Annotated in this window: 21 protein-coding genes and 1 tRNA gene; 5 read left to right on the top strand and 17 right to left on the bottom strand. The window is 56.1% G+C overall.

The features are described from left to right. Positions 1–80: 80 nt before the first annotated feature. The 14 genes from J0F90_RS20765 to J0F90_RS20700 form a co-directional block, all read right to left on the bottom strand. Positions 81–2,228, bottom strand: coding sequence for a phosphocholine-specific phospholipase C (locus tag J0F90_RS20765; protein ID WP_033639385.1), 2,148 nt, complete (start codon positions 2,226–2,228; stop codon positions 81–83). Positions 2,229–2,351: 123 nt separating this feature from the next. Continuing rightward, positions 2,352–3,191 carry an NADPH-dependent 7-cyano-7-deazaguanine reductase QueF gene (gene queF / locus J0F90_RS20760; RefSeq protein ID WP_028127598.1) on the bottom strand — a complete coding sequence of 280 codons (840 nt, stop codon included), beginning with the start codon at positions 3,189–3,191 and terminating at the stop codon, positions 2,352–2,354. Next, on the bottom strand, positions 3,169–4,065 hold the full coding sequence (locus tag J0F90_RS20755) for a queuosine precursor transporter (RefSeq protein WP_004937338.1): 897 nt from the start codon (positions 4,063–4,065) through the stop codon (positions 3,169–3,171). The genes queF and J0F90_RS20755 overlap by 23 nt, the downstream gene beginning before the upstream one ends. After that, complete coding sequence (locus tag J0F90_RS20750) at positions 4,066–4,680, bottom strand: helix-turn-helix domain-containing protein (RefSeq protein WP_004937341.1); 615 nt, start codon at positions 4,678–4,680, stop codon at positions 4,066–4,068. Between the two features lie 531 nt (positions 4,681–5,211). Beyond that, positions 5,212–6,513: a cytosine permease gene (locus J0F90_RS20745; protein WP_028127599.1), complete on the bottom strand. Its 1,302-nt coding sequence runs from the start codon at positions 6,511–6,513 to the stop codon at positions 5,212–5,214. A gap of 20 nt (positions 6,514–6,533) precedes the next feature. Then, a complete protein-coding gene (locus J0F90_RS20740) occupies positions 6,534–7,223 on the bottom strand; it encodes a helix-turn-helix transcriptional regulator (RefSeq protein WP_004937346.1) in 690 nt (229 codons plus the stop codon). A 27-nt stretch (positions 7,224–7,250) separates the two neighbouring features. Beyond that, positions 7,251–7,661, bottom strand: coding sequence for a GNAT family N-acetyltransferase (locus J0F90_RS20735; protein ID WP_016930107.1), 411 nt, complete (start codon positions 7,659–7,661; stop codon positions 7,251–7,253). 427 nt (positions 7,662–8,088) lie between these two features. Then, positions 8,089–9,003 (bottom strand): alpha/beta hydrolase, encoded by a 915-nt coding sequence (locus J0F90_RS20730; protein ID WP_033639386.1) that lies wholly within the window; start codon positions 9,001–9,003, stop codon positions 8,089–8,091. A gap of 640 nt (positions 9,004–9,643) precedes the next feature. After that, entirely contained in the window at positions 9,644–10,528 is an 885-nt protein-coding gene (locus tag J0F90_RS20725) for an ATP-grasp fold amidoligase family protein (protein ID WP_016930105.1), read from the bottom strand. A gap of 50 nt (positions 10,529–10,578) precedes the next feature. Then, the gene (locus J0F90_RS20720; protein ID WP_033639387.1) at positions 10,579–11,874 is read right to left on the bottom strand and encodes a lysine N(6)-hydroxylase/L-ornithine N(5)-oxygenase family protein; all 1,296 of its coding nucleotides are present in this window, start codon (positions 11,872–11,874) and stop codon (positions 10,579–10,581) included. A 643-nt stretch (positions 11,875–12,517) separates the two neighbouring features. Continuing rightward, positions 12,518–13,663 carry a hypothetical protein gene (locus J0F90_RS24755; RefSeq protein WP_227944619.1) on the bottom strand — a complete coding sequence of 382 codons (1,146 nt, stop codon included), beginning with the start codon at positions 13,661–13,663 and terminating at the stop codon, positions 12,518–12,520. Positions 13,664–13,699: 36 nt separating this feature from the next. Next, positions 13,700–14,182, bottom strand: coding sequence for an Hcp family type VI secretion system effector (locus J0F90_RS20710; RefSeq protein WP_025304261.1), 483 nt, complete (start codon positions 14,180–14,182; stop codon positions 13,700–13,702). A 47-nt stretch (positions 14,183–14,229) separates the two neighbouring features. Further along, positions 14,230–14,712, bottom strand: coding sequence for an Hcp family type VI secretion system effector (locus tag J0F90_RS20705; protein ID WP_004937362.1), 483 nt, complete (start codon positions 14,710–14,712; stop codon positions 14,230–14,232). Positions 14,713–15,491: 779 nt separating this feature from the next. Further along, positions 15,492–15,567: transfer RNA gene (locus J0F90_RS20700), tRNA-Phe, on the bottom strand. Positions 15,568–16,272: 705 nt separating this feature from the next. Between J0F90_RS20700 and speF the strand changes: the two genes are divergently transcribed. Beyond that, positions 16,273–18,438 (top strand): ornithine decarboxylase SpeF, encoded by a 2,166-nt coding sequence (speF, locus tag J0F90_RS20695; protein ID WP_033641355.1) that lies wholly within the window; start codon positions 16,273–16,275, stop codon positions 18,436–18,438. Between the two features lie 48 nt (positions 18,439–18,486). Here speF and mltC read toward each other — a convergent pair whose 3' ends face one another. From mltC to mutY, 3 genes are all read right to left on the bottom strand, one after another. Beyond that, complete coding sequence (gene mltC, locus J0F90_RS20690; RefSeq protein ID WP_004937402.1) at positions 18,487–19,563, bottom strand: membrane-bound lytic murein transglycosylase MltC; 1,077 nt, start codon at positions 19,561–19,563, stop codon at positions 18,487–18,489. 63 nt (positions 19,564–19,626) lie between these two features. Then, on the bottom strand, positions 19,627–19,899 hold the full coding sequence (locus J0F90_RS20685; RefSeq protein ID WP_004937404.1) for an oxidative damage protection protein: 273 nt from the start codon (positions 19,897–19,899) through the stop codon (positions 19,627–19,629). After that, complete coding sequence (gene mutY / locus J0F90_RS20680; RefSeq protein WP_227944618.1) at positions 19,896–20,996, bottom strand: A/G-specific adenine glycosylase; 1,101 nt, start codon at positions 20,994–20,996, stop codon at positions 19,896–19,898. Before mutY ends, J0F90_RS20685 begins: the two co-directional genes overlap by 4 nt. Before the next feature lie 177 nt (positions 20,997–21,173). Here mutY and trmB point away from each other — a divergent pair, with 177 nt between their 5' ends. The 4 genes from trmB (at position 21,174) to J0F90_RS20660 (ending at position 23,991) form a co-directional block, all read left to right on the top strand. Further along, positions 21,174–21,893, top strand: coding sequence for a tRNA (guanosine(46)-N7)-methyltransferase TrmB (gene trmB / locus J0F90_RS20675; RefSeq protein ID WP_016930097.1), 720 nt, complete (start codon positions 21,174–21,176; stop codon positions 21,891–21,893). Then, a complete protein-coding gene (locus tag J0F90_RS20670; RefSeq protein WP_004937412.1) occupies positions 21,893–22,219 on the top strand; it encodes a YggL family protein in 327 nt (108 codons plus the stop codon). Before trmB ends, J0F90_RS20670 begins: the two co-directional genes overlap by 1 nt. A gap of 95 nt (positions 22,220–22,314) precedes the next feature. Further along, on the top strand, positions 22,315–23,238 hold the full coding sequence (glsB, locus tag J0F90_RS20665; protein WP_004937414.1) for a glutaminase B: 924 nt from the start codon (positions 22,315–22,317) through the stop codon (positions 23,236–23,238). 30 nt (positions 23,239–23,268) lie between these two features. Continuing rightward, positions 23,269–23,991 carry a YggN family protein gene (locus tag J0F90_RS20660; RefSeq protein ID WP_033639389.1) on the top strand — a complete coding sequence of 241 codons (723 nt, stop codon included), beginning with the start codon at positions 23,269–23,271 and terminating at the stop codon, positions 23,989–23,991. The last annotated feature ends 87 nt before the right edge of the window (positions 23,992–24,078 follow it).

Below are 24,078 nucleotides of genomic sequence, written 5' to 3'. Positions count from 1 at the left end.
TCCTTGGGTAATCGGCGAAGAACGAGAACGCAATGATAAGCGATATCCTTTCGATTTTTGAACTCCCACAGTGCCGATAGTTACTCATGGCCCATCAGCGGGTCGCTGACGCTGTGTTCGCCATCTTCCAGCCGCCCCGCCAGGCGACGCAGCCAGCCCCCGGCGCTTTGCAGCGTAATATCGTACCAACCGCCGCTGGCGCGGGCGTCAAACGCTTGCTGGTGGCTGCCGCCCGCAGGCAGCGTGACAGGCCACGGGCCTTGCTGCGTGTAAGGGCAGCGTTCGAGGGTGATCGCTATCGCTTCGGTGCCCGGGTTATTCAACTGCAGCAGCAGGTTGCGGCCCGTCGGGCGCAGACGCACCTCAGGCTGCGGCCGGCTCAGGGCGCCGCGCAGTTCACGATGAAAACCGTTGGGGCCGAGCAGCCACAGATGGTACTCATTGTCCGCCCGCCAGTCGTCGCTGACCGCCTTGCCGGCCTCGACGGTATAGCGGCGCGGGATTTGCGTCAGGTCTCGCCGATCGTAGACGTGAAACACCGCTCCCTGCTCGCCGGTATTGAACAGGTTCAGCGTCACGCGGCGCTGCTCGGTTGCGACGCTGGCCTCGACGTGCAGCTGGTAGGGCAGAGCGCGGGAAGGGCGCGCCAGGCGGCGTTGGTGGGGTAAACGCTGGTGGGCGGGCGGCGGCAGCGGCACCTGCGGCAGCTGTTCCTGACGCTGGCGCAGGCCGTCGGCGGCGTGGCGGCTGGTGGCGGGCAGGCTCGGCAATGCTTCGCCGTTAGGATCGACAAAGTTGAACGCCGAAGTGAGATCGCCGCACACCGCGCGGCGCCAGGCGCTGATGTTGGGTTCATGCACCTGAAAGCGCTTTTCCAAAAATTGCAGCACCGAGGTGTGATCGAAAACCTGTGAATTGACCCAGCCGCCGCGGCTCCAGGGCGACAGCACCAGCATCGGCACCCGCGGGCCGGGGCCGTAGATGCGGCCGTCCGGCGGCGGTTGATCCTGCGAGCCGGGCGGCGCCACGTGCTGGAAGATCTCGGTGTCGAACGGTACGGTCGATTTACCGGCGAAGCTGCCGTCTTCGCGCAGCGACGGCGCGGAAGGCGAAGGCATATGGTCAAAAAAGCCGTCGTTTTCGTCGTAGTTGACCAGCAGGACGGTTTTACTCCACACCTCCGGGTTGTCGGTCAGCGCGTTGAGGATCTCTTGGGTGAACCAGCCGCCCTGCACCGGGCTGGAGGGATCGGGATGTTCCGAATAGGCCGCCGGCGCGATGATCCAACTGACCTGCGGCAGTTTGCCCTGCTGCACGTCGGCGCGGAATCCGGCCAGCATGGCGTCCAGGTCGTTGCCGTCGGCGGCCGGCAGGGTGTTGCCGTTGCCTTTGTAGAGCGGTGCGGCCTCGTTGAGCGCATCGCTATAAGGCACGAAAGCGTTGAAGTCTTTCGACGGCCGCGCCGGGTTGCCCACCTGAATGCTGGCGGCGCGGTATTGGCGAAAACCCGCCAGCGGGTTGTCGGTAAAGTTGTCCGGCAGGAATTGATACACCTTCCAGCTGACGCCGCTCGCCTCCAGCCGTTCCGGATAGGTTGTCCACTGGTAGCCGATGTCCGCCGGGCCGGGGCTGTCCCATTCGTTGACCACTACCGCCACGTCGGCGGCGGACGGGCCGTTGGTGCCGGTCCAGTGGAACAGCCGGTTGGTGTTGGTGCCGGCGTGGATGGAGCAGTGATAGGCATCGCACAGGGTGAAAGCGTTGGCCAGCGCGAACTGGAACGGCAGCTCTTGCTGACGGTAGTAGCTCATCGAGGCCGGCGTTTTGTAGGTGGGCCAGGCGCTCATGCGGCCGTGATCCCAGGCGGCTTGCTCATCCACCCACGAGTGCGGCGTGCCGGTGACGCGCTGGGCGTTGCCGCGTTTGCTGTCCAGATGGTAGGGCAGCACCAGCCGTTCGGCGCCCTGTTGCTGCCAGACGAGGCGATCGCCGGGCAGTGGGATGGTAAAGCGATCGCTGAAGCCGCGCACGCCCGGCAGGGTGCCGAAGTAGTGATCGAAAGAGCGGTTTTCCTGCATCAGGATCACCACGTGTTCGACGTCGCGCAGGGTGCCGGTGCGGTTGTTGGCGGGAATGGCCAGCGCTTTGCGAATCGAGGCGGGCAACAGCGAGAATGCCGATCCGATGGCGGCAGCCCGCAGGATATCTCTGCGTGAAAGGTCAGGCATGCGTCGTTAATCTCCGTCAGTGTGCTTTGAAGATAGCCGCTGACGACGATAATGGCGAAAAATAACAGGGAGATGAAAGCGAGGGAAACAATGCTCCCTGGCGGGAGCATTGGGGGGTAACGCTTACTGCCTGATCAGGCGGCCGAGCGCCGGCGCCGTCTCGAAATCGCTGCGGAAGGGGTTGATGTCCAGGCCGCCGCGGCGGGTGTAACGCGCGAACACGCTGAGTTTTTCCGGGCGGCAGCTCTGCTTGATGTCGTTGAAAATGCGCTCGACGCACTGCTCGTGGAATTCGTTGTGCTGGCGGAAGGAGATCAGGTAGCGCAGCAGGCTTTCGCGATCGATTTGGCGGCCTTCATAGCGGATAACCACGCTGCCCCAGTCCGGCTGGTTAGTGACCAGGCAGTTGGATTTCAGCAGATTGGAAGACAGCGTCTCCGCCACGCGTTCCCCTTGATCGGCCGCGCCGCTCAGGTATTCCGGCTTGAAGGCGAAGTCGTCGATCGCGATATCCAGATCGTCGATGTTGATGCCCGGCAGGCGATCGATTTGCGCCGGGTAACCTTCCAGCCCCGGATAGAGTTTGACGGTGACCTGGCCGTTGGCCGCCTGCGACAGATCTTTTTGCATGGCGGCGCTCACCTGTTCCACGCTGTCGAAGCGCGTTTGGTTGAAACTGTTGAGATACAGCTTGAACGACTTAGATTCGATCAGGTTCGACGAGGAATGCGGGAAGGTAAATTCGCCGATGCCCACCACCGGCTTGCCCTTGGCGTTGAGCCAGGACAGCTCGAAGGCGGTCCAGAGATCAAAGCCGCTGAACGGCAGTTGCCGCTCGTCCACGCCGATCAAATCGCGGCCGCGCGCGCGCGGCAAGGCTTCGAGCAATGCGGGAGCATATTGATCCGGATAATCGGAGTTCGCGCCAAGATGGGTGATCTTATCTTGCTTTTGGATATGCATATTCATTGCCCTTTGCTTGTTCGGTATTGATGTAGCGGTTAAACAGACTGCGGGTGGCGTAGATCGGCCCGACGCCCAGCAGGGCGTAAACCACCTTGATCAGGAACTGCGACAGGATCATGGTCTTGATGATGTCCCAGCTCAGCACGTTGTAAAACGCCAGCGTACAGAACACCACGCTGTCGATGGCCGACGCCACTACGGTACTGGTGATCACGCGCACAAACAGGTAACGGGAGTTGGTCAACTCTTTGATTTTGCAAAGCAGATAGGAATTGACGTTCTCGGAAATCAGATAGGCCGCCGACGAGGCCACCAGCACCGCCATGATGCTGTGCACGATGCCGTTGTAGGTCTCGCTGTACTCCCACTGCGGAATGCTCGGCACCAGCGTTGTCACCCAGACTCCCAGAACGAAGGTCAGGTTGGCGATAAACGAGATGATGATGGTGCGCCGAGCCAACCGCAACCCATAGAATTCGTTAAGGATGTCCACCAGAATGAACGTGAGCGGGTAAATGAAGATCGCCGGCGGCGTGATGAGATTCAGCACCGGGATTTGGATCGGCTTGACGCCGCACAGCGTTGAGAAAATATAAATCACGCTGAGCGCCACGGTAATAATCAGATAGGCGTACCAGGAGCGTTCGTGGCGATCGCTGAGCTCGTAGGCGGTTTTTTGTTGGTTATCGCCATAGAGTTTGCGGTACAGCGCCTGCAGCTCGTGCCGGCTCAGATCTTCTGATATTTCGCTGTCGGCCAGCTCATTCAGCCCCATGGTAATGGTTTTGCCGGTGGCCAATACCATGACATTGGCCGCGATGGTGCCATGCCGGGTGAAGCCCAACAACTTGAACTTCTGATTCGGTTCCATTTATAACCTTTCTCCAACGATGTAACCCAGGAATTGCACGGTGTCCTGAGGGCGTTTGTCCATGCTTTCGCTGTCTTTGTCGTCAACCACAAAGAAGCCGCTTTTTCCCGAGTGATACAGCAAAGGCGAATCGCAAATCAGTACCGGCGGGCGTTTGATGATGATGACCTCGCCGGGAATAAATGACCCTTTAATTTCGGTCTCTATTTTCATTGCCAACATGTTCGACTCATCGCCGAAGAAATAAGTCAAAGGGAACTCAGTGACCAGTTGCCCGATCTTGCGCTGCGAGACGGCCAGATAGCGCGACTGCGGGATCACCGGAATGGCGGAAGGGTTCTTGTTGCCTTCGGTGGACAGCGTTTCGTTAAGCAGCTCCAGCTTTTCCAGATCGTAATCTTCGATCTCTTCACAGGAGACACCGAAGAAATCGGAGATCCGATTCACGGTGGATTGCTGAACGTTGTTCACTCTTCCGTCAAGAATTTTGTAGAGGGTAGTGCGCGTCAGGCCGCTGCGATTGGAAAAGGAAGCCTTGGTTTCACCGCGGGTACGCATCAGATATTCAATATTTTTAATGATGTTGATTTTGCGCTGTGCGTTGGTGGTTTTCATTGGCTGTCCTTACAAACATTACGCAGGCTTCACTATATCTTACGCATTGGCGTTGTCCAGATAAAAAGGCGCGGACGAGCGGGTAACGAACTGATTATTAGTGGTAATTATTGTTTATCGTCAGTCGTTTAGCGCAGTGATGTCAGCGGGGGTAGCCTGCTTCCTCTGCGAGAAAGATAAAGCCGTGCAAATCAATTGATTAGGTTTTACTTATGGAAAAGTGAACACAAAAGCCGGTTTTATGTTTACTTTTATGTTGACCAAAGCCGATTTCATGGGCTACTGTTCATGCAAGCTGAAGCTTTTCTTTACGATCAAAATACGGAAGCCGACAGTTTTTATAATAAAAAGCTCAGAGGGGGCATTGCCACACTCTGAGCATAAATGGATAGCTTGCTACCGACACCAGGGACCCTAACCACCACGGCCGCTTGTCTGCGCGATCGGCCCCTTCTTTTGCATTGAATCCCCTTTTCGAGCGTCAAACACTCCCCCGAGACCTGGAGGAGTGCATTATCGCGTTCACGAAAATCAGAGCGATTTCTGTGATGCCAGCGGTTTTTGCGCCCGGCTGAAGACCAGTTTAAGCACCCAATACAGCAGGCTGGCAGCGACCAGGGAATTGATGGTCGGTACGCCCCATTCGGTCGCCAGGCCGACGGCGCCGCCGGCGATGCTGGCGACGATCGCCGCCCAGCCGATAGTTGGCGTTTCGTTCGGCAACTGGCCGGTACGGCGGCTCTCATCCAGGATCTTGCGATGGCTGCGCAGCAGATAATAGTCCACCAGCATGATGCCGATAATCGGCGGGAAGACCACGCCAAGCACCGTCAGGAAGTCGACAAAGCGGTCAAGAATGCCCAGCACCGACAGCGTGGTGCCCAGAATACCGATCACCAGCGTAGTGTAGGTGTACTTCAGCTTCTTGCCGGTGATGCCTTCCACCGCGTTGACGATGCCCAGCGAAGAAGAGTACAGGTTGAGATCGTTGACGCGCAGGGTGGAGAACACCACCACCAGCAAACCGGCGCCGCCGGCCGCTTGCGACATGATGGTGACCACATCCGCGGTGCCCAGGGTTTTGGCGATCAGGATCGCCAGGCCGTTCACCACGAACTCGCCGGCGATGATGGTGAAGAGCGTGACGCCGAGCACGTGCTTGCCGTTTTTGGAGTAACGGGTCAGATCGGGGGTCATCAGGCTGGCCACGATGGCGCCGCCGACGACGATGGTGATGCCGGCGCTGATGGTCAGCGGTTCACCCGGCGGCGCCAGCTGGATGATCTCCTGCAGGTTATGGCCGGAAAGCGCGGTCACCGAAATATAGGCCACCAGCATGATGAACATCGGCACCGCGATACGGGCGGCGATGCGCAGCGCCTTGAAGCCGAATGCCACCAGGATGGTCAACAGCGTGCCCGAGAGCCCGGCGGCCAGGCCAAAGCCCAGCTTATTGCCGAGCGCGAAGTCGAGCGATTTGGCGAAAATGGCGTTCTGAATGCCGAACCAACCCAGCAGACTGACGGCAACCACCACGCCGATCAGCACCGAACCCAGACGGCCGAAACCGCACCAGCGCGCTAGCAGGCTGCCGGAAATGCCTTCGCGCATGCCCGCCAGCCCCAGGCCGAAGGTCACCACGCCGAAGATCAGGCTGCCGACGAAAATGGCGGTGAAGGCGTCAATCAGCGTCATGGAGTTGCCGAGCACGGCGCCGAGCATGAACTGGTCCAGCGCGGTCAGCATGCCCATATGCACGATGGCCACGCTTAAAAACGAAACTCGTTTATCTTGCGGCACCCGGGTGAGCGGATAATCTTCGATCTTTATCACGGTGAGATCTTCCTTGCGGTTCAAATAAACTGAATGCCTTTGGTTATCAGGCGATCGGGAATGTAGTTATCCAGATTGGCGTATTTGCAGTATTCCTCAAATTGCTGCTGAGTATGCACGTTGGCCTTCTGGTAAATGTTATAAATGCGGTTTTCGATGGTCTTATTGCTGACATTATAGATTTTGGCGATCTCTTTCACCGTAAATCGTTGCAGCATAAGGAAAATGACATCGAGTTCGGCACGGGTGAACAGCTCGTTATTGACTTCGGTGGTCAACACGCTGGGTTTTTGCTGATTGATGTACTTCAACGGCGACAGGCTGTTCATCGGTTTGGCGTTCCAGATCACGCCAATCACCTGTTTGTCATCGTTGTACACCGGCAGCTTTTCGCTGATAAACGGCGTCAGGCTGTCTTTGCCGTACCAGTAGTGCGTTTCTATGACCGTGACCCGATCGCGCGCCGCTTCGGTCATCTTGTCATGTTCGATAAAGTCGGCGGCGGAGTCGGCCCAGTCGGCGGGGAACTCGTGGTCATATTTGCCGGCGACGTCGAAATTCAGCGGCGTATTGGTATAGAGATAAGCGGCGCGGTTCATATAGAGGTGGCGGGACAGGTGATCTTTGATGCCCCAGGGTTCGCTCAGGTGCTCCATCATGGTGATGAGGCCCTTAAAATAAGATTCATTATTTTTATGCGATGAACCCATACCCACCTCTGTGCCGCTCAGGCCGCGTTACAGGCTTTTAGCCAGATAATGGCGGGTGTGGCGATGCGCATAGTCGCCCAGTTCGCCGTAGACCCGGTAGCCCAGTTTTTCGTAGAAGCCTCTGGCCTGGAAATCGAAGGTATCGACATAGGCCATATGGCAACCGCGCTTGCGGGCTTCTTCTTCGGCCAACTCCATCAATTGGCGGCCGTACCCGCTTTTGCGGCATTGATCGCCAACCCACAGATACTGCACTTCCAGGCCGCCCCACCAGGTGCGCGCGACCAGGCCGCCAACGATCTGCTGGCTGTCGTCGGTAACGGTCAGGAACAGCGGGTGAATGTCTACGGGCTGGGTTTTATGATTGTGCGCCCAAAGGCTGTCGATAACGAACTCTTCATCCTGCGGGTTGGGTTTGTCGGTGATATTAATATTCATTTTTAATATAATTCCCTGATTTAATTATTCAAAACTGAACTAGGCGCTTTCGCCCCAACCGCTTCTAATATCACTTTCGTTAATGTATTTCAAGGGTGGTTTTCACCCTTTTCCACCTGGTGAGCGGGCGCTTATGATAGGCGCCACAGGGAGAAGAAAATAGTGAAACAGGCGGTATTAAAACGCTGAAATGCCCTGCTTACACCATCTTTTCCTACTTGCGCCTCACCAGGGCCCCACCGGGAAAACTGCAGTACTGTATGGCTCCACCGGATAGAGCAAGCTCACTTGCCGACGGGGGAGCCACTTTGTTTTTTGACGCGCTCGCCCGCGGCCACCGTTCTCTGTCTCAGATATTAAACACTCTTCTTATCAGAAGATATGCGCCGCAGATGAAAATGTGGCCGATACCTTCTGAGCCGCGGATTCAGTCTTCTGCGATGACGCTGTCCAGCGCCGGCTCGATGGTCGCGCCCAGCATGGCGCCGTGCCCTAAGGTGGGCCATTCCCGATAGCCGACGGTGAAACCGTCGAGCTGCGCCAGCTGTTCGGCCAGCAAATGCGTTGCGTCCGCCGGCAGAGCGGGGCTCTTCACGCCGGGCGGGGCCGCGCGATCGCGTTCCGCCAGGCCAATCCACAGTTGCAGCCTTACCGCCGGCGCCGCGCGCCGTTCCGTCATCTGCTGCGCTTCTTGCAGGATCATGCCATTGCCCCACCACAGCGAGGGTTCCACGGCGATATAGCGCTGAAAGGCGGCGGGATGGGTAAACAACGTGTGCAGAACGAAGAGCCCGCCGTAAGAGTGCCCCCACAGCGTCTGCCGCTGCGGATCGACCGCCAGTCTGGCGGCGATCGCCGGTTTGATCCGAGTTTCAATCAATTGCAGGAACGCATCCGCGCCCCCGCCGGACCGCGGCGGTGTCTTCATGCCTGCCGGCAGAGGGAGCGTATAGTCGTAGGCGCGGCCGGCGGCATCGATGCGCAGATCGTTGTCATAGCCGATCATGACCAGCACCGGCGGCCGCTTCGCCGCTGCCAATTTGGCCAGTAAGGCGGCGTTTAACTCCATCAGCACCGCGTTGCCGTCAAGGAAATACATCGTTGGATAGCCGTCCGGCTCAGGCGCCCGATGCGGTTGGGCGATGCGAACGCGATAATGCCGTCGGCCATCGGCGGAGGTGAAGCGCAGGTCGCTGAAACGGTAATCCGCAGAATCGCTATCGGCTACGGTAGCGCCGATCTTGCGTTCCAAATCGGGCCTGGCCAGCACGGAGCCCGGCAGCCAAAGGCCGATGGCGAGCGCCAGAAGCGCAGAGATAAAATGCCGGTTGGACAAAAACATGCGGGTTAACACCTTCGGAAAAAGGCCGATAGTAGCATCCGTTCGCGCCCGGCAAAAACCTAGCTTTAGGGCGGACATTCCGGCCGCGAATGGCGGCCAAAACCCGGAAGAGGGTCGCCAGTTGCTTTGCCGGGTTAATAGCAACTCATTGTTATTATTGGTAAGTCAGGAATAAGAGAGATTGCAATTAATTAGAAATGGTTATGATTTTTATGGTGAGAGGAATGGCGAAGGGAGGGGGAAATACACGGTTATCAACGATTTTTAGCAAAAAAAGCCCTATAAAATAGGGCAAAGACACACAACAACACCAGGGAAACTTTCCGGTATCTTATATTATAGCTTCCTATACATATAGAACATTTTATTATAAATATGTAAGTGATTCTTATTGATTATTTAATGCCATTATTTTTCAAATGGTTATGTGGTCCGGCTGAGGCATTGCTCTTGGGTCGGCTGCGGGCTATCAGGGATGGGTGGCGGGGCTTTTCTGTAACGGCGGCATGAACAAGCGAGGTCATTGGCCCGATAACCCTCAGGGCAATACCGGCCGGCAGGCTGCGAACATGCCGGCCGGTATTCCTCCTCGCGCTGGATACTGCGCCGCACGATCTTCTCTGCGGGCGTCCGGTGAAAATCAGTGCTGTTGCAGCGTCAGCATCTTGCCAAGCAAAATATCGGTCGGCGGCAAAATATCCGTATCCAACCCGGCGGAGGGGGTAAAAGTCAGCTCGCCAAAAATGATTTGGCCTTGCGAGATGTAGAAATCAACGCGAACAAACTCAAAGGGCGCCGACAAGCGAGTGGCGTACTCAAACAGTTCATCGTATCCCTCAGGTTTCACGAAAGCGTTTATCTCCTCCTGGCTCAATGCCAGGCAGTCCTCGCTATAGCAAAGGAACTTGAACTCTTTGTCGAAGAAGTAATATTTTGGCGTCCCGGTATCCCTGCCGACGCACAGTAAGGTGCAGTAAGGCACACCGCGGAAACAATAGATTTTATAGTCTTCAGGCCCGTGACCATTGGCCGATTCGATATATTTTTCCCCAATGATCTTTTTTTGTATCCCTTTGTAGTTGAGTTCTACATAGGTTTTCCAGTAATCGTCTTTCATCCACCCATCAATCAGATGAGAGGCGCTTTTAATGTTCAATGATTGCTTATTTTGGCAAATTAAATTATACCCTGAACCGTGGTTTCCCTTGATGACAAATTTATCAGGCAGCGTTTCCCACGGTATTTCCTGCACTGAATCACAGGAAAAATACAACTCATTAAGAATCTCTTCACATCCCTTTTCTTTGATGTACTCTCTCACCGCATATTTATCTGCACATTGAGTCACTAATGCGTTATTACTGTAGTCATTCAACTTAAGATGATTTATTTTTTCATTCCAGGTTGAGGGGGACTGTAAATTCAGCGGTTTGCCAAATGCCCTTTTGTATATCAATCTGGCCTTGAATTCGGGGGCTAATACGGCCAGCTGATTCAGAATAAACTTCTTGAATTGTCTCTTCATATACGTAATTCCATCAAAGCATAATGACAATGATTAAGACGTTCTTGTATTTAAAACGCGGGCGGCACGCTTTCACTGCGCCATTGAATGGCTGTCGGCGTTGTTCCCAGATCAAATGGCTTGTGGTCTAACGCCCGATTAAGAATGCGGGCCGATCGCCAGGCCATCAGGCTCAGCTGAGGATCGGCAATGCCGTGATTATGCATACTGGCGTTCATCGCAAATAAGCAGTTCTCCGCTGGGCCTTCCCACTCAAAGGTAAAGTCAGGGGCTATGCGGTATTCGCCGTCCGCAGTCTTCAACAACCGGTGGGCCAAAGGCTCAAGGAACTCAGGCGTCGCCGATTGATAACCGGTGGCAAAGATCACCACGTCCGCCTTGAAGGTTTCCTGGCCGTGATCGAGATGATGACGCGTTTCGAGCTGGTAGGCGTTGTCCAGCGTGTGTTTCACGGCCGTCAGCGAACGGCTGGGCAGCAGGCGCACCCATAATTTCTCGCGCAGGACGTCGAAGCGGTGGTACATGGCGCGATAAATCGCCAGCAGCGACTCACTGGTGATGCCATCTGAGGTCATCTTCTGTTCGGCCAACATATGCCGCTTGGCCGCGCTGTCCAGTGAGTAAAAGCTCTCGACGTAATCGGGCGTGAAGTATTCGTTGGCAAAAGCAGCCTCATCGAGCGCATTGTAGTTGTTGCGGCGCGATATCCAGTCGAGCTGCTCCGGCTGCCCCCATTCCCCTTTAAAAATGTTCAGGAACAGATCTGCGCCGCTCTGGCCGCCGCCGACGATCGCCACGCGTTTCCCGGTCAGATCGGGGTTGCGCAGCATCATTTCGCTGGCGTGGAAACAGCGATCGCTTTGCGTCGTCACGCAATCCGGCAACTTTATTTTCTTGCCTATACCTATGCTGACGTGTTTGGCGTGGAAGACCTTATTCGAGGTGGTCACCACGAACTGGCGCTGCCGATCGTCAAATTCGACCCGCTGAACGTCTTGATTGAATGCCAATGATCCCATCCCGGCGGCGGCCCAGGTAAGGTAATCGGCGAACTCTTCGCGCGATGCGGTGCGCTGCTCCGTCGTCAGGAAACGATAAAATTTTCTGTTTTTCACCAGATAGTTGAGAAAGCTGTAGCGATTGGTTGGGGCAACCGCACTCACTAAATCTTTTAAGAAGTTGGTCTGCATACTGCAATCCGCCAGGATCATCCCTGGGTGCCAGGAGAAGTGAGGCTTGCGTTCAAGGAATTGTCCCGTAAATCCCTCTATTTCACTTCCTAAGGCTGCCAGGCTAAGATTCGATGGGCCAAGGCCAATACCGATGATATCCAAACGCTGATTCATTAATAAGCTCCAGTATAATGAGAATAATACCCAGAAATACGGCTGCAGATAGGGTGGCTTATAGCAACCAGGCTGCCTTTTTCTTATAAGTAAGCTTCACGAATTAAATGTAATTAAAAGGTGTACGGGCCAAAATGCCGCATTTTTAAATGCCCGTTGAGAATTCGGTAGCGCATCAGGTAAAGGCTACAGGCTTATTTCTTTCCATGAAAATCCCTATGAAGGTTTGCGCGTGTATTTAATGAATATTCCTAAGTAAAAATCCGATGCCGCCTGATTCATCAAGCCATGAAAACGGCTACCAGGGAGGATGTCCACCGTATGAGTTCTTATCTGCTTTTCTGGTGTATATGCCATTGCATTGCCGGGATCGGTGTATTCGTTGCTTAGAATAGCCTTAAAATAGGCGCGGGGAAGGTGAAATAACGTGATATTAGAAGCAGGATGCTTTTTGCAAAGATGAAATCGGAAGTGAAATTATGAAATTTGTGCGTTGTGAGGTGGTTTTTGTCATTTAATTCAACGTGTTATTTTGTTTTTTTCGGCAGAGTATCACACTCTTTCACTGAGGTGATACGCACGCTTCTGTACCTTTATCTCCTCTTGTTGCCCCCCGAACGGCAATATTTTACCCCGAGTTGCATCACCCTAATGGGCGCGGATGGTTCGCGTTAACTACCGGGGTCAGGATTCGTTTAATTAATGCCGGACAAAGGCTGGCCGGAGAGGACGCTTGCTCGAGCCGAGTGTGAAAAAACCTGGCCACGCTGGCGCAACGATCGCGTCCGATCCGGCAATCTGCCTTGTCATCATCATTGACCATTCTTACCGACAATAAAAATCTTTTGGTCAGCTCGGGGCATTTTTGCGCGCTGGACAGAATGACAACCGTTGCGCCAAAACCGTGAAGACCTGCCAGGTTGATCAATCTCGGGAGCTTCAAATTGCTGAGGTAGTCATACTGGGCTTGCGAAATGTCCAGTTCCCCATCGCTGAAAAAGACTTTTATAAACATATCGCCCTGGCCGACGATATCGACACGTTGGTAGGTTCCCGTCACAAAACGGCGCACGATAGCCTGAATGGCAGCGGTATGATTAGCAGGAACTGCATTGTTATCCGTGACTTTCTGTTCAAAAGTAATAGGGTGCTCTGCCTGAGGATCGGGACTGTATTGTGCGCGTTTGGCTGCGCTTTCGAACTTGAAATCATTAAAGGCGTTGTGGGTGGAGTTAAACATATCGGCAAGGTTTTTGATATGCGCCGCCATCTGATTCACGACCATGGTTTTATTGGTCACGAAGCGTTTACCCAAATAAGTGCCAGTCACTACCGCGAGTTGGGCGGCATTTCTGCCTAAGATGCTGCCAACGCCAGAACCGGCCCCCGTCCATAATCCCGCGATCAAAACCAGTCCGGCTCCGCCGACGGTGCTCGATGCGATATTCTCAAAATGCTGAACACGTGCCCCCATTTGCCATGAGGTTCCGGGAAAAGAGACATTAATGCGGTTATCCAGGTGATTAATTCTTCCGCCTGGTCGTTGTCCTGACTCAATATTATTGGCTGTCAGCCGGCGGTTGTTTTCATCTTTGAGTTCACCCAGCGTAAACGCGATCTGTCCGGTCTCCGTTTTTGTTAATCGAAAGACTTCTTCTGGTGACAGAGACCTGACGAGGATCAGGGCCTCATTTAAAATCTCACGGGTCAAAAAGTTGGCTGACACCCGATTATTCGATTCGTGTTGCGATGTCAGAGCTAAAATTTCATGTGACTTAGGAAATGCCATAATCCCCCCGCCATTACGATATGCACCGTAATGTGATTAGCTTTCTTTATTTTGCTTAATATCCCAGCCCATCTGCACCGAAGCTCCTTTATTGCCTTGCTTCGCTTGCTCCCAATATTCCATCGATACTTTACCGGCCTGAAAAGAGTATTCAATGCCTAGCGTGGAACCGTGCTCGACACCGATGAAGTCAGTATGAGTCACTAATACATCTTCCAGGGTAATACGAGTATATTCCACTTCCTGCCCACCGGCTTTGCAAAGCGACAACTGCACTTTGGCGAGGTGTTTACCGGCCGAACAGTATTTCAATAAGGCAGGTGTCGCTTTATCTATCAGAGCCTGTACGGTCAGATCGCGAAAATTCACTTTACCCGCACCGCCGCCGCCGCCAACGGCCATATTGCCAGGCTGCCGCGCGCCCCAGTTAAAGGAAAAGACATCGATCCATTGCTTGTGATTCGCATTTTTCGATTCGCCATTAATGCCTTCAACTTTTAAAAACATATCCATTGCCATGATTTTATCACCCGATCATTAACGTATTGTTAGGTGCCCGAATGCGCTTAGCTCTCTTTATTCTGCTTGATATCCCAACCAGATTTGCTTTCCGCGCCTTTAGTGCCGCTGCTGCCTTGTTCCCAGTAACTCATGGTGACTTTTGACGCCTGGAAGGCGTAATCAACCAGGATCGCATCATTTTGACCGACACCGTTAAAATCGGTTTGCGTCACCAGCACGTCTTCGAGAACGATTTTGGAATATTCCACCTGGTTGCCGCCCGCTTTGCAGACGGAAAGCTCGATTTTCGCGACATGTTTTCCACTGGAACAATATTTAAGAATGGCGGGCGTAGATTTGTCGATAAGCGCTTGAATACGGAGGTCTTGGTAATTCACTTTCCCGGAACCGCCCCCACCGCCGACAGCCATATTTCCTGGCTGTGAAGCACCCCAGTTAAACGAAAGTACGTCGGTCCATCCTTTATGATTGCTGTCTTGGGACTCGCCCGTCATTCCTTCAACTTTCATATACATATCAATTGCCATTGTCGTCGTATTCTCCATTATTTCGCGTTGGTGGCGGAATAGGTTAAAAATGTCTTATCAATGGGTAAAATTCAGCATAGCCTTATATGAATGAATTAACAGCAATGTTGTTTTTATTCGGAATGTTCCTAGTTTTAATCCAATATGTTGTGATTTAACAAAGTGATACCGTTATAGGTTCGTGGCTATATTCCATCACCGAATGGCAATAAAAAACACTCGATAAACGGAGAATAGGCGTGCGCTCGTTTGACGCTTGGGTGGTCGGGGATTGGGGGGCGGGCCTTTCGAGAAAGTGCACCTGTAATGCGAAATTGCACATCCATCGGATGATGCGGTGGCGCTTCAGCGCTGGCCCGCAGGGTGAGGTCTTCAGACCGAATAATCGAACGCAGTTCGATGGAGAGTCCGTACCCCAGAAAGCGAAAAACCCGCCATAGGCGGGTTCTTTTAAATAGGGTGCCCGGGCTCGGACAACCGGCGCTGGCGCCGTGTTGAACAGCGCCTTAGCGCTGGCCCGCAGGGTGAGGTCTTCAGACCGAATAATCGAACGCAGTTCGATGGAGAGTCCAGTCCCTGAAAAGCAAAAACCCAGCCATAGGCTGGGTTCTCTAAATAGGGTGCCCGGACTCGGACAACCGGCGCTGGCGCCGTGTTGAACAGCGCTTTAGCGCTGGCCCGCAGGGTGAGGTCTTCAGACCGAATAATCGAACGTAGTTCGATGGAGAGTCCAGTCCCTGAAAAGCAAAAACCCAGCCATAGGCTGGGTTCTCTAAATATGGTGCCCGGACTCGGAATCGAACCAAGGACACGGGGATTTTCAATCCCCTGCTCTACCGACTGAGCTATCCGGGCAACGGGGCGCATTAAACCGTATTGGCCGGATGGCGTCAATCGCTTTCTGTCACAAAGCCGATCGGTTGCTCTATTTTCAGGCAGCGAGCCCGGAGGGGCGGGGGACGGGGGGATGTCCTCATTCAATAAATATGCATATAAAACGTGTATTTATACCACTCAAAAACGCGCTATTTATTATTTTTCAATTAAATAACAATGGATTATGTCTTGGTCAACGGGCGTTCAATCAAGACGATTCTCGCTTGAACCCCGCAACGAATCATGCAATCATTGCGCAAATTTTAGCACTCTCCGTTCGCTAACGGTGTTCCCGCTTCTTATAAGCCAGAGGGTTATTGGCATGACTGGTTTTGTTGCTCAAGCGCTGCTGCGCACCAGACATCTGACGCCGCCACCGTTCCGCCGTTGTTTCCTCCGCACGTCATCCGCCCGAATACGCCTGCCGGCCATGCGGTAAGGCCGCCTGACGCTCGCTGTTAGGCATGCGTAAAGCCAGCGCTGCGGCCCTGATTTTACTGATGCCTGTCGGACGCTGCCAAGACCAGTTCCCCCGATAGCCGCCTGATGATCCCCGATCATGAGCCGGTCACGCACGCCGCTTATGCTGCCGTGCCCGGGTATCGCTTTTACCGGGATAACCGCGTTATCTCATTACCGTGCCGGTGGCACACCCTCATCCTTCACCGTTTGAGAGTCAGCATGATGAAAGAATTGAAAATCGCGACCAGCGCCAGCCTGGTCGCCACCATTGAGACGCTGCGCCAGATCGTGCGCGTAGAGCAGACGGACTACACCGACGTGGCGGCGGTGGTGGTGTCGGTCGCCGACGTGAACGCCGGCATTCTGGCGTGTTTGCAGGCGACGGGGTTCGACATTCCGACCTTCGTGGCGGTGGAAGGGGACGAGCATCTCTCGCCGGACTATCTGCCGTTTGTCAGTGGGGTTTTCGCGCTGCTGGCCGGCGCCAGCAAGCCGTTCTACATGGCGCAGTTGGAGGCCGCCGCCGACGCCTATGAGCAGGCGCTGCTGCCGCCGTTCTTCAAAACGCTGAAGACCTACGTCGAGATGGAAAACTCGACCTTCGCCTGCCCAGGGCATCAGGGCGGCGAGTTCTTCCGCAAACACCCGGCCGGCCGGCAGTTTTTTGATTTCTACGGCGAGACCCTGTTCCGTTCCGATATGTGCAACGCCGACGTCAAGTTGGGCGATCTGCTGATCCACGAAGGCTCGGCCAAGGATGCGCAAAAGCACGCGGCGCGGGTGTTCAACGCCGATAAAACCTACTTCGTGCTCAACGGCACCTCGGCGGCCAACAAGGTGGTGACCAACGCGCTGCTGACCCGCGGCGATCTGGTACTGTTCGATCGCAACAACCACAAATCCAACCACCACGGGGCGCTGATCCAGGCCGGCGCCACGCCGATCTATCTGGAAACCGCCCGCAACCCGTTCGGCTTTATCGGCGGCATCGATGCGCACTGCTTCGACGAACGCTATCTGCGCGAGCAGATCCGCGAGGTGGCGCCGGAGAAAGCCGCGGCGGCGCGGCCGTTCCGGCTGGCGATCATTCAGCTCGGCACTTACGACGGCACGATTTACAACGCTCGCCAGGTGATCGACACCATCGGCCACCTGTGCGACTACATCCTGTTCGACTCCGCCTGGGTGGGCTACGAAGGCTTTATTCCGATGCTGAAAGAGTGCTCGCCGCTGCTGCTGGAGCTGGACGAGCACGATCCGGGCATCTTCGTCACCCAGTCGGTGCATAAACAGCAGGCGGGGTTCTCGCAGACCTCGCAGATCCACAAGAAAGACGACCACATCAAAGGGCAAAAGCGCCACTGCAACCACAAGCACCTGAACAACGCATTCATGCTGCATGCGTCGACCAGCCCGTTCTATCCGCTGTTCGCCGCGCTGGACGTCAACGCCAAGATGCACGCCGGCCCCGCCGGGCGCCGCATGTGGATGGACTGCGTCAAGCTGGGCATCGAGACGCGCAAACAGCTGCTCACGCGCTGCTCGCAGCTGAAGCCGTTTATTCCGCTGCAGGTGGCGGGCAAAGACTGGCAGGATTACGATACCGATCTGATCGCCAACGACGCGCGCTTCTTCACCTTCGTGCCGGGGGAGACGTGGCACGGCTTTGAAGGCTATGCCCAGGACCAGTATCTGGTGGATCCGTGCAAGCTGCTGCTGACCACGCCGGGCATCGACGCTTCGACCGGCCAATACACCGAGTTCGGCGTGCCGGCCACCATTCTGGCCAACTTCCTGCGCGAGAACGGCATCGTGCCGGAGAAGTGCGATCTCAACTCGATCCTGTTCCTGCTGACCCCGGCGGAGAACCCGGCCAAGATGGAACAACTGGTGGAGATGCTGGCGCAGTTCGAACGTTATGTCGAAGAGGATGCGCCGCTGAGCGTGGTGCTGCCGACGGTGTACCGCAAGAACGAGCAGCGTTACCGCGGCTACAGCATTCGCCGGCTGTGTCAGGAGATGCACGATCTGTACGTCAGCTTTGACGTCAAGCAGCTGCAAAAGGAGATGTTCCGTCAGGATCATTTCCCGCCGGTGGTGATGAACCCGCAGGACGCCAACGTGGAGTTTATCCGCGACAACGTCGAGCTGGTGCCGATCGGCCAGGCGGAAGGGCGCATTGCGGCGGAGGGGGCCCTGCCGTACCCGCCGGGCGTGCTGTGCGTGGTGCCGGGCGAAGTGTGGGGCGGCGCGGTGCAGCGCTACTTCCTGGCGCTGGAGGAGGGCATCAACCGTCTGCCGGGCTTCTCGCCGGAGCTGCAGGGGGTCTACATCGAGAAAAAAGATCACGGCTGGAAGCGCATCTTCGGCTATATGATCAAGCCATGAAAAAAGGGCCGGTTCGCACCGGCCCTTCTTCCATCCACGCGGGAAGCGCTACTTCCTGCGGTAGCTCTTCTGCGCGGTATTCACTTTCACCAGATAGCGGCGCGATTCGGCGGCCGGGTGCTTGGTGGTCAGCGTTTGGTACACGTCGCCCGGCTGCATGCCGTTGATGATGCCCACCGCGCGCGTCCTGTCGCTGGAGAACACCCGCAGCACGCTGCCGGCGCCGCCGTTGTAGGCGGTGATCACCGCATAGCGGCGCGAGGTCGGGTTCTGAATGCCGCCCAGGTAGTTGTTTTGCAGGATCGCCAGGTAGGCGGTGCCGGTGTCGATGTTGTTCTCCGGATCGAACAGGTAGCTGCGGCTCGGGGTGCCCCATTTGCCGCGCATCTGGAACACATCCTTACCGGCGGTGTGCTGCACCACCTGCATCAGGCCCAGCGCATCCGAACCGCTCACCGCATAGGGGTTGAAGCTCGATTCGGTCTGCATGATTGCCAGGATCAGCGATTCGTCCACGCCGTATTTTTCCGACGCCTTGCGCACCATCGGCAGATATTTGTGCGCACGTTTGTCCAGGTGGTTCGGCACCAGCTGGATGGTGACCGAGTAGATGACGTGCAGACCGGAGGTGCGTTTTTGCAGCTTGGTCTGCAGCAGGTAATCGGCGAAGTGCGCCGCGCGCCATTCCCAGCGGATCGGCGCGCCTTTGTTATCCAGCACCTGGCCGTACAGGAACGGCTCTTTGCTGATCTGGATATCGTTGGCGTCGGAATAGAGATCGATGGAGCCCGGATCGTCACCCATCAGCAGCGTGCTGATGATCGCCTGGCGCAGGTGCGCGGCCGGATCGGTGGTGGCGATGGTCTCGATGGTGATGGCGCCGGTGTCGAAGTTGATGTGGCTGCGGGTTTGGTATTGGTCGGTATATTTGACGTAGTCTTTCGGCCCGGCGATCAGAACTTCGTTCAGACCCCAGATGTTCTCGATGTTGTGAGCGAATTGCCCCATCAGAATGTCGAAGCCGTTGGTGTCTTTGATCCAGGCTTCGTTGATTTCTTCACTTTTTTTGCCGGAACAGGAGATCAGCAAAGGCGCTATTACGAGCAAAGCTAAAATTTTCTTCATCTTAAAGCCGTTTGGAAGAAGTATAAGAGGATTGAAGCGGGCCAGCGCCTGGCCCCAACAACGTTATTCGCTTGGCGGCGTATAGCCTTCGATGTGCACGTCGTGCCCTTCGAACAGGAACTTGATCATTTCCTCTTCCAGCAGTTTGCGGTCATCCACGTTCATCATGTTCAGCTTCTTCTCGTTGATCAGCATGGTCTGCTTCTTCATCCACTCGCCCCAGGCTTCCTTGGAGATCTCGTTGTAGATGCGCTTGCCGACGTCGCCGGGATAAAGCTGAAAGTCCTGGCCTTCGGCGTCGCGCTGCAGGAAAGTACAAAAAATGGTGCGGCTCATGCTAATTCCTCGTCGATGGCGCTATCGCCATATAAGTTTTGTTGGATCGGGGGCTGCTTCGCCAGCTGTTGCAACAGGCGATCCACCGGCGCTGCCAGCCCGACCGACGGCGGCTGCGCTAAGTTATACCAGAGACCCGCGCCCTCATCCATGCCGCTGCCCGCCACATCGAGCGACAGCCACATCGGCACGATATCGAGATGGAAATGGCTGAACGTGTGGCGAAACGCGGTCAGCTGTTCCAGGCGCTTGCCTTTCAGACCGCGCTGCTGCAGCCAGAGTTCCAAATCCACGCGCGCGCTGAACTGCGGGAAGCAGAACAGGCCGCCCCACAGGCCCACCGCCGGGCGCTGTTCCAGCCACACGCGGTCGCCGTGCTGCAGCAATAAGAAGTAGGCGGTTTTTTCCGGCAGGGTCTGTTTGGGTTTCTTGCCGGGGTAGTTGGCCCAGCTGTGATTGGCGTAAGACAGACAGCCGACGTTGAGCGGGCAGAGTTCACACTTGGGCTTGGAACGAGTGCAGACCATGGCGCCCAGATCCATCATCGCCTGGTTGAACTGGCCGACGCCCTGCGCCGGGGTGACCTCTTCGCTGATTTTCCACAGCCGGTTTTCGACCTCTTTTTTGCCCGGCCAGCCTTCCACCGCGTAGCAGCGGGCCAGCACGCGCTTCACGTTGCCGTCGAGGATCGGATAGTGTTGGCCCAGCGCCAACGACAGCACCGCGCCGGCGGTGGAACGGCCGACGCCCGGTAAATCGGCGATTTCTGCGAAGGTTGTCGGGAACTCGCCGCCGTGCTGTGCGACAATGGTCTGCGCCGCTTTGTGCAGGTTGCGGGCGCGGGCGTAATAGCCGAGGCCGGTCCACAGATGCAGCACTTCGTCCAGCGGGGCTTCCGCCAGCGCGCGCACGTTGGGAAAACGGGCCATAAAGCGCTGAAAATAAGGAATGACGGTGGCAACCTGGGTCTGTTGCAACATCACCTCGGAGAGCCATACTTGATAGGCGGTTTTTTCCAGCTGCCACGGCAGGGTTTTGCGGCCGTAGCGCTGATACCAGTCAAGCACCACCTGTGCGAATTGTTGTGCTTGCATCATGAGCAGCGTCGTTATCCGGCAGAAAATGAAGCGAGATTGCAGCATAGAGTCATGGTGCTGTAAACCGGAACTTTCCGACGCCGCACGGCGGGTACAGAAGATGAACACTTGCTAAACCAATGTATCTTTGCATAATGCGCGTTTCCCTAATTGGCAGCCAAACAGACAGAAAGCACTATGATTAATGACGTCATCTCCCCGGAATTTGATGAGAACGGCCGCGCGATGCGCCGTATCCGCAGTTTTGTCCGCCGCCAGGGGCGGCTGACCAAAGGCCAGCAGCACGCGCTGGAGAACTATTGGCCGGTGATGGGCGTGGAGTATCAGGCTGAGGCTGTCGATCTCGCCGCGCTGTTCGGCCGCGAAGCGCCGACGGTGCTGGAGATCGGTTTTGGCATGGGCGCCTCGCTGGTGACCATGGCGGGCAATAATCCGCAGCAGAACTTTTTAGGGATCGAAGTGCACTCACCGGGCGTGGGCGCCTGCCTGGCCGACGCCCACGAGGCGAAGCTGAGCAACCTGCGCGTGATGTGCCACGATGCGGTTGAAGTGCTGGAAAACATGATCCCGGACGGCTCGCTGGACATGGTGCAGCTGTTCTTCCCCGATCCGTGGCACAAGGCGCGCCACAATAAGCGCCGCATCGTGCAAACGCCGTTTGTCGAACTGGTGCTGCGCAAGCTGAAGACCGGCGGGGTCTTCCACATGGCCACCGATTGGCAACCTTATGCGGAACATATGTTAGAGGTTATGAACGGGGTCGCAGGCTACCGTAATCTTTCCAGCGATAATGATTATGTGCCGCGTCCGGATTCGCGCCCACTGACGAAATTTGAATTACGCGGCCAGCGCCTGGGACATGGCGTTTGGGACTTGATGTTTGAGAGGAAAGAATAATGGCTAAGAACCGCAGTCGTCGTTTACGTAAAAAGTTGCACATTGAAGAATTTCAGGAGCTGGGTTTCTCCGTAGCCTGGCGCTTCGCCGAAGGCACGTCGGTGGAAGACATCGACAGCACGCTGGATACCTTCATCGATGAAGTGATCGAGCCGAACGGCCTGGCGTTTGACGGCAGCGGCTACCTGCAGTGGGAAGGTCTGATCTGCCTGCAGAAGATCGGCCACTGCACCGACGAGCATCGCGAACTGGTGAAAAACTGGCTGGAAGCGCGCAAACTGACCGACGTTAAGGTCAGCGATCTGTTCGATATCTGGTGGGATTGATCGCGGCTGCCCGATGAGCGCGGCTTCGCGCCGCGCCGTTTTATTGATCTAAGGTGCCTTAACGGCGCCTTTGTTTTGCCCGGAGTGTGACCGAGGTGGTAACAACATTGGATAACGCGTTGCTGGAAGAGATCCTGCAACAGGTGCGCCCGCTGATTGGCCAGGGAAAAGTGGCCGACTACATCCCGGCGTTGGCGGAAGTGCCCGCCGATCGGCTGGCGATCGCCGTGTGTACGGTGGATGGTGAACTGTTCCAGGCCGGCGACGCCGCGGAGCGCTTCTCCATCCAGTCGATCTCCAAAGTGCTGAGCCTGACGCTGGCGCTGACGCGCTATCAGGAGCCTGAGATCTGGCGGCGCGTCGGCAAAGAGCCTTCCGGCCTGCCGTTCAATTCGCTGCTGCAGCTGGAGATGGAACAGGGCAAACCGCGCAATCCGTTTATCAACCCCGGCGCGCTGGTGGTGTGCGACATGCTGCAAACCCGGCTCAGCGCCCCCAAACAGCGCATGCTGGAGGTGGTGCGTCAGTTGGCCGGCGAAGACGACCTGGCCTATGACCTGCGGGTGGCGCGCTCCGAGTTCGAACACTCCGATCGCAATGCGGCCATCGCCTATCTGATGAAATCGTTCGGCAACTTCGAAAACGACGTCATCACCGTGCTGCAAACCTATTTCCACTACTGCGCGCTGCGCATGAGCTGCGTGGAACTGGCGCGCAGCTTCGTCTATCTGGCCAATCACGGCCGCGATCTCAGCGGCGAGGCGGTGATCAGCCCGCTGCAGGCCCGGCAGATCAACGCCCTGATGATGACCAGCGGCATGTACGACGGCGCCGGCGAATTCGCCTATCGGGTGGGGATGCCGGGCAAGTCTGGCGTGGGCGGCGGCATCGTGGCCATCGTGCCGGACGAGCTGTCGATCGTCGTTTGGTCGCCGGAGCTGGATGCTTCCGGCAACTCGCTGGCGGGAACTGCGGCGCTGGAACTGTTGTCTCAACGTATCGGTCGTTCGATTTTTTAATCCCAGTCTGGATGGGAGTCAGGAGAAGCTATGTTGAAGAAAACCGGGTTAGCCTTACTGCTGCTGGCGGCGACTGCCGCGCAGGCCCACGCCGAGTACCAATGCAGCGTTAAACCCCAAGACGATGTGATCATCAGCCCGCAGAGCGTGCAGGTGAAAGGCGCCAGCGGCGACCTGCAAATATCGCCGGATGGCGACGTGATCCGCAACGGCCAGGCGCTGAGCCTGAACGACAGCCAGCGGCAGAAAGCCTTCAGTTACCAGAGCGCCTTGCGCAAGCAGCTGCCGTGGATCGACGACGGCGCGCAGAAACACCTGGAGAAAGCCCGCGCAGCGCTGGATAAAGTGATCGTTAAAGAGCTGGGCAGCAACAGCAACGTGCGCAACCGGCTGACCACCCTGAACGGCCAACTGAAACAGCAGATGAACCGCATCATCGAGCACCGCAGCGACGGTCTGACCTTCCACCACCAGGCGATTGACCAGGTGGAACAGGATGGCCGCAACATCGTGCAGCAGAGCATGGGCGGGGTGCTGCAGGACAGCCTGAACGAGATGGGCGTCAAACAGGCCGCCAATAGCGGCGGCAACCCGCTGCAGGCGATCATGGGCAACCTAGGCGGCTTGCAGAAGGCGATCCAGAACGAATGGAACAATCAGGAGCAGGACTTCCAGAACTTCGGTCATGACGTGTGCAACCGCGTCACCGCACTGGAAACCCAGCGCAAGGATCTGCTTAAAGCGTTGAAGTGAAATAAGAATCTTCTTTGTAGGCCGTTTTTTGACCTTCTGAAGCTTATCTGACAGACTGATCAAACTACGTACAGATTTATGGATGTT

The sequence above is a fragment of the Serratia marcescens subsp. marcescens ATCC 13880 genome (assembly GCF_017299535.1).
Taxonomy (GTDB): Bacteria; Pseudomonadota; Gammaproteobacteria; order Enterobacterales; family Enterobacteriaceae; genus Serratia; species Serratia marcescens.
Note: the sequence above shows the minus strand (reverse complement) of the source record. Positions and strands in the feature narration are given on the sequence as shown.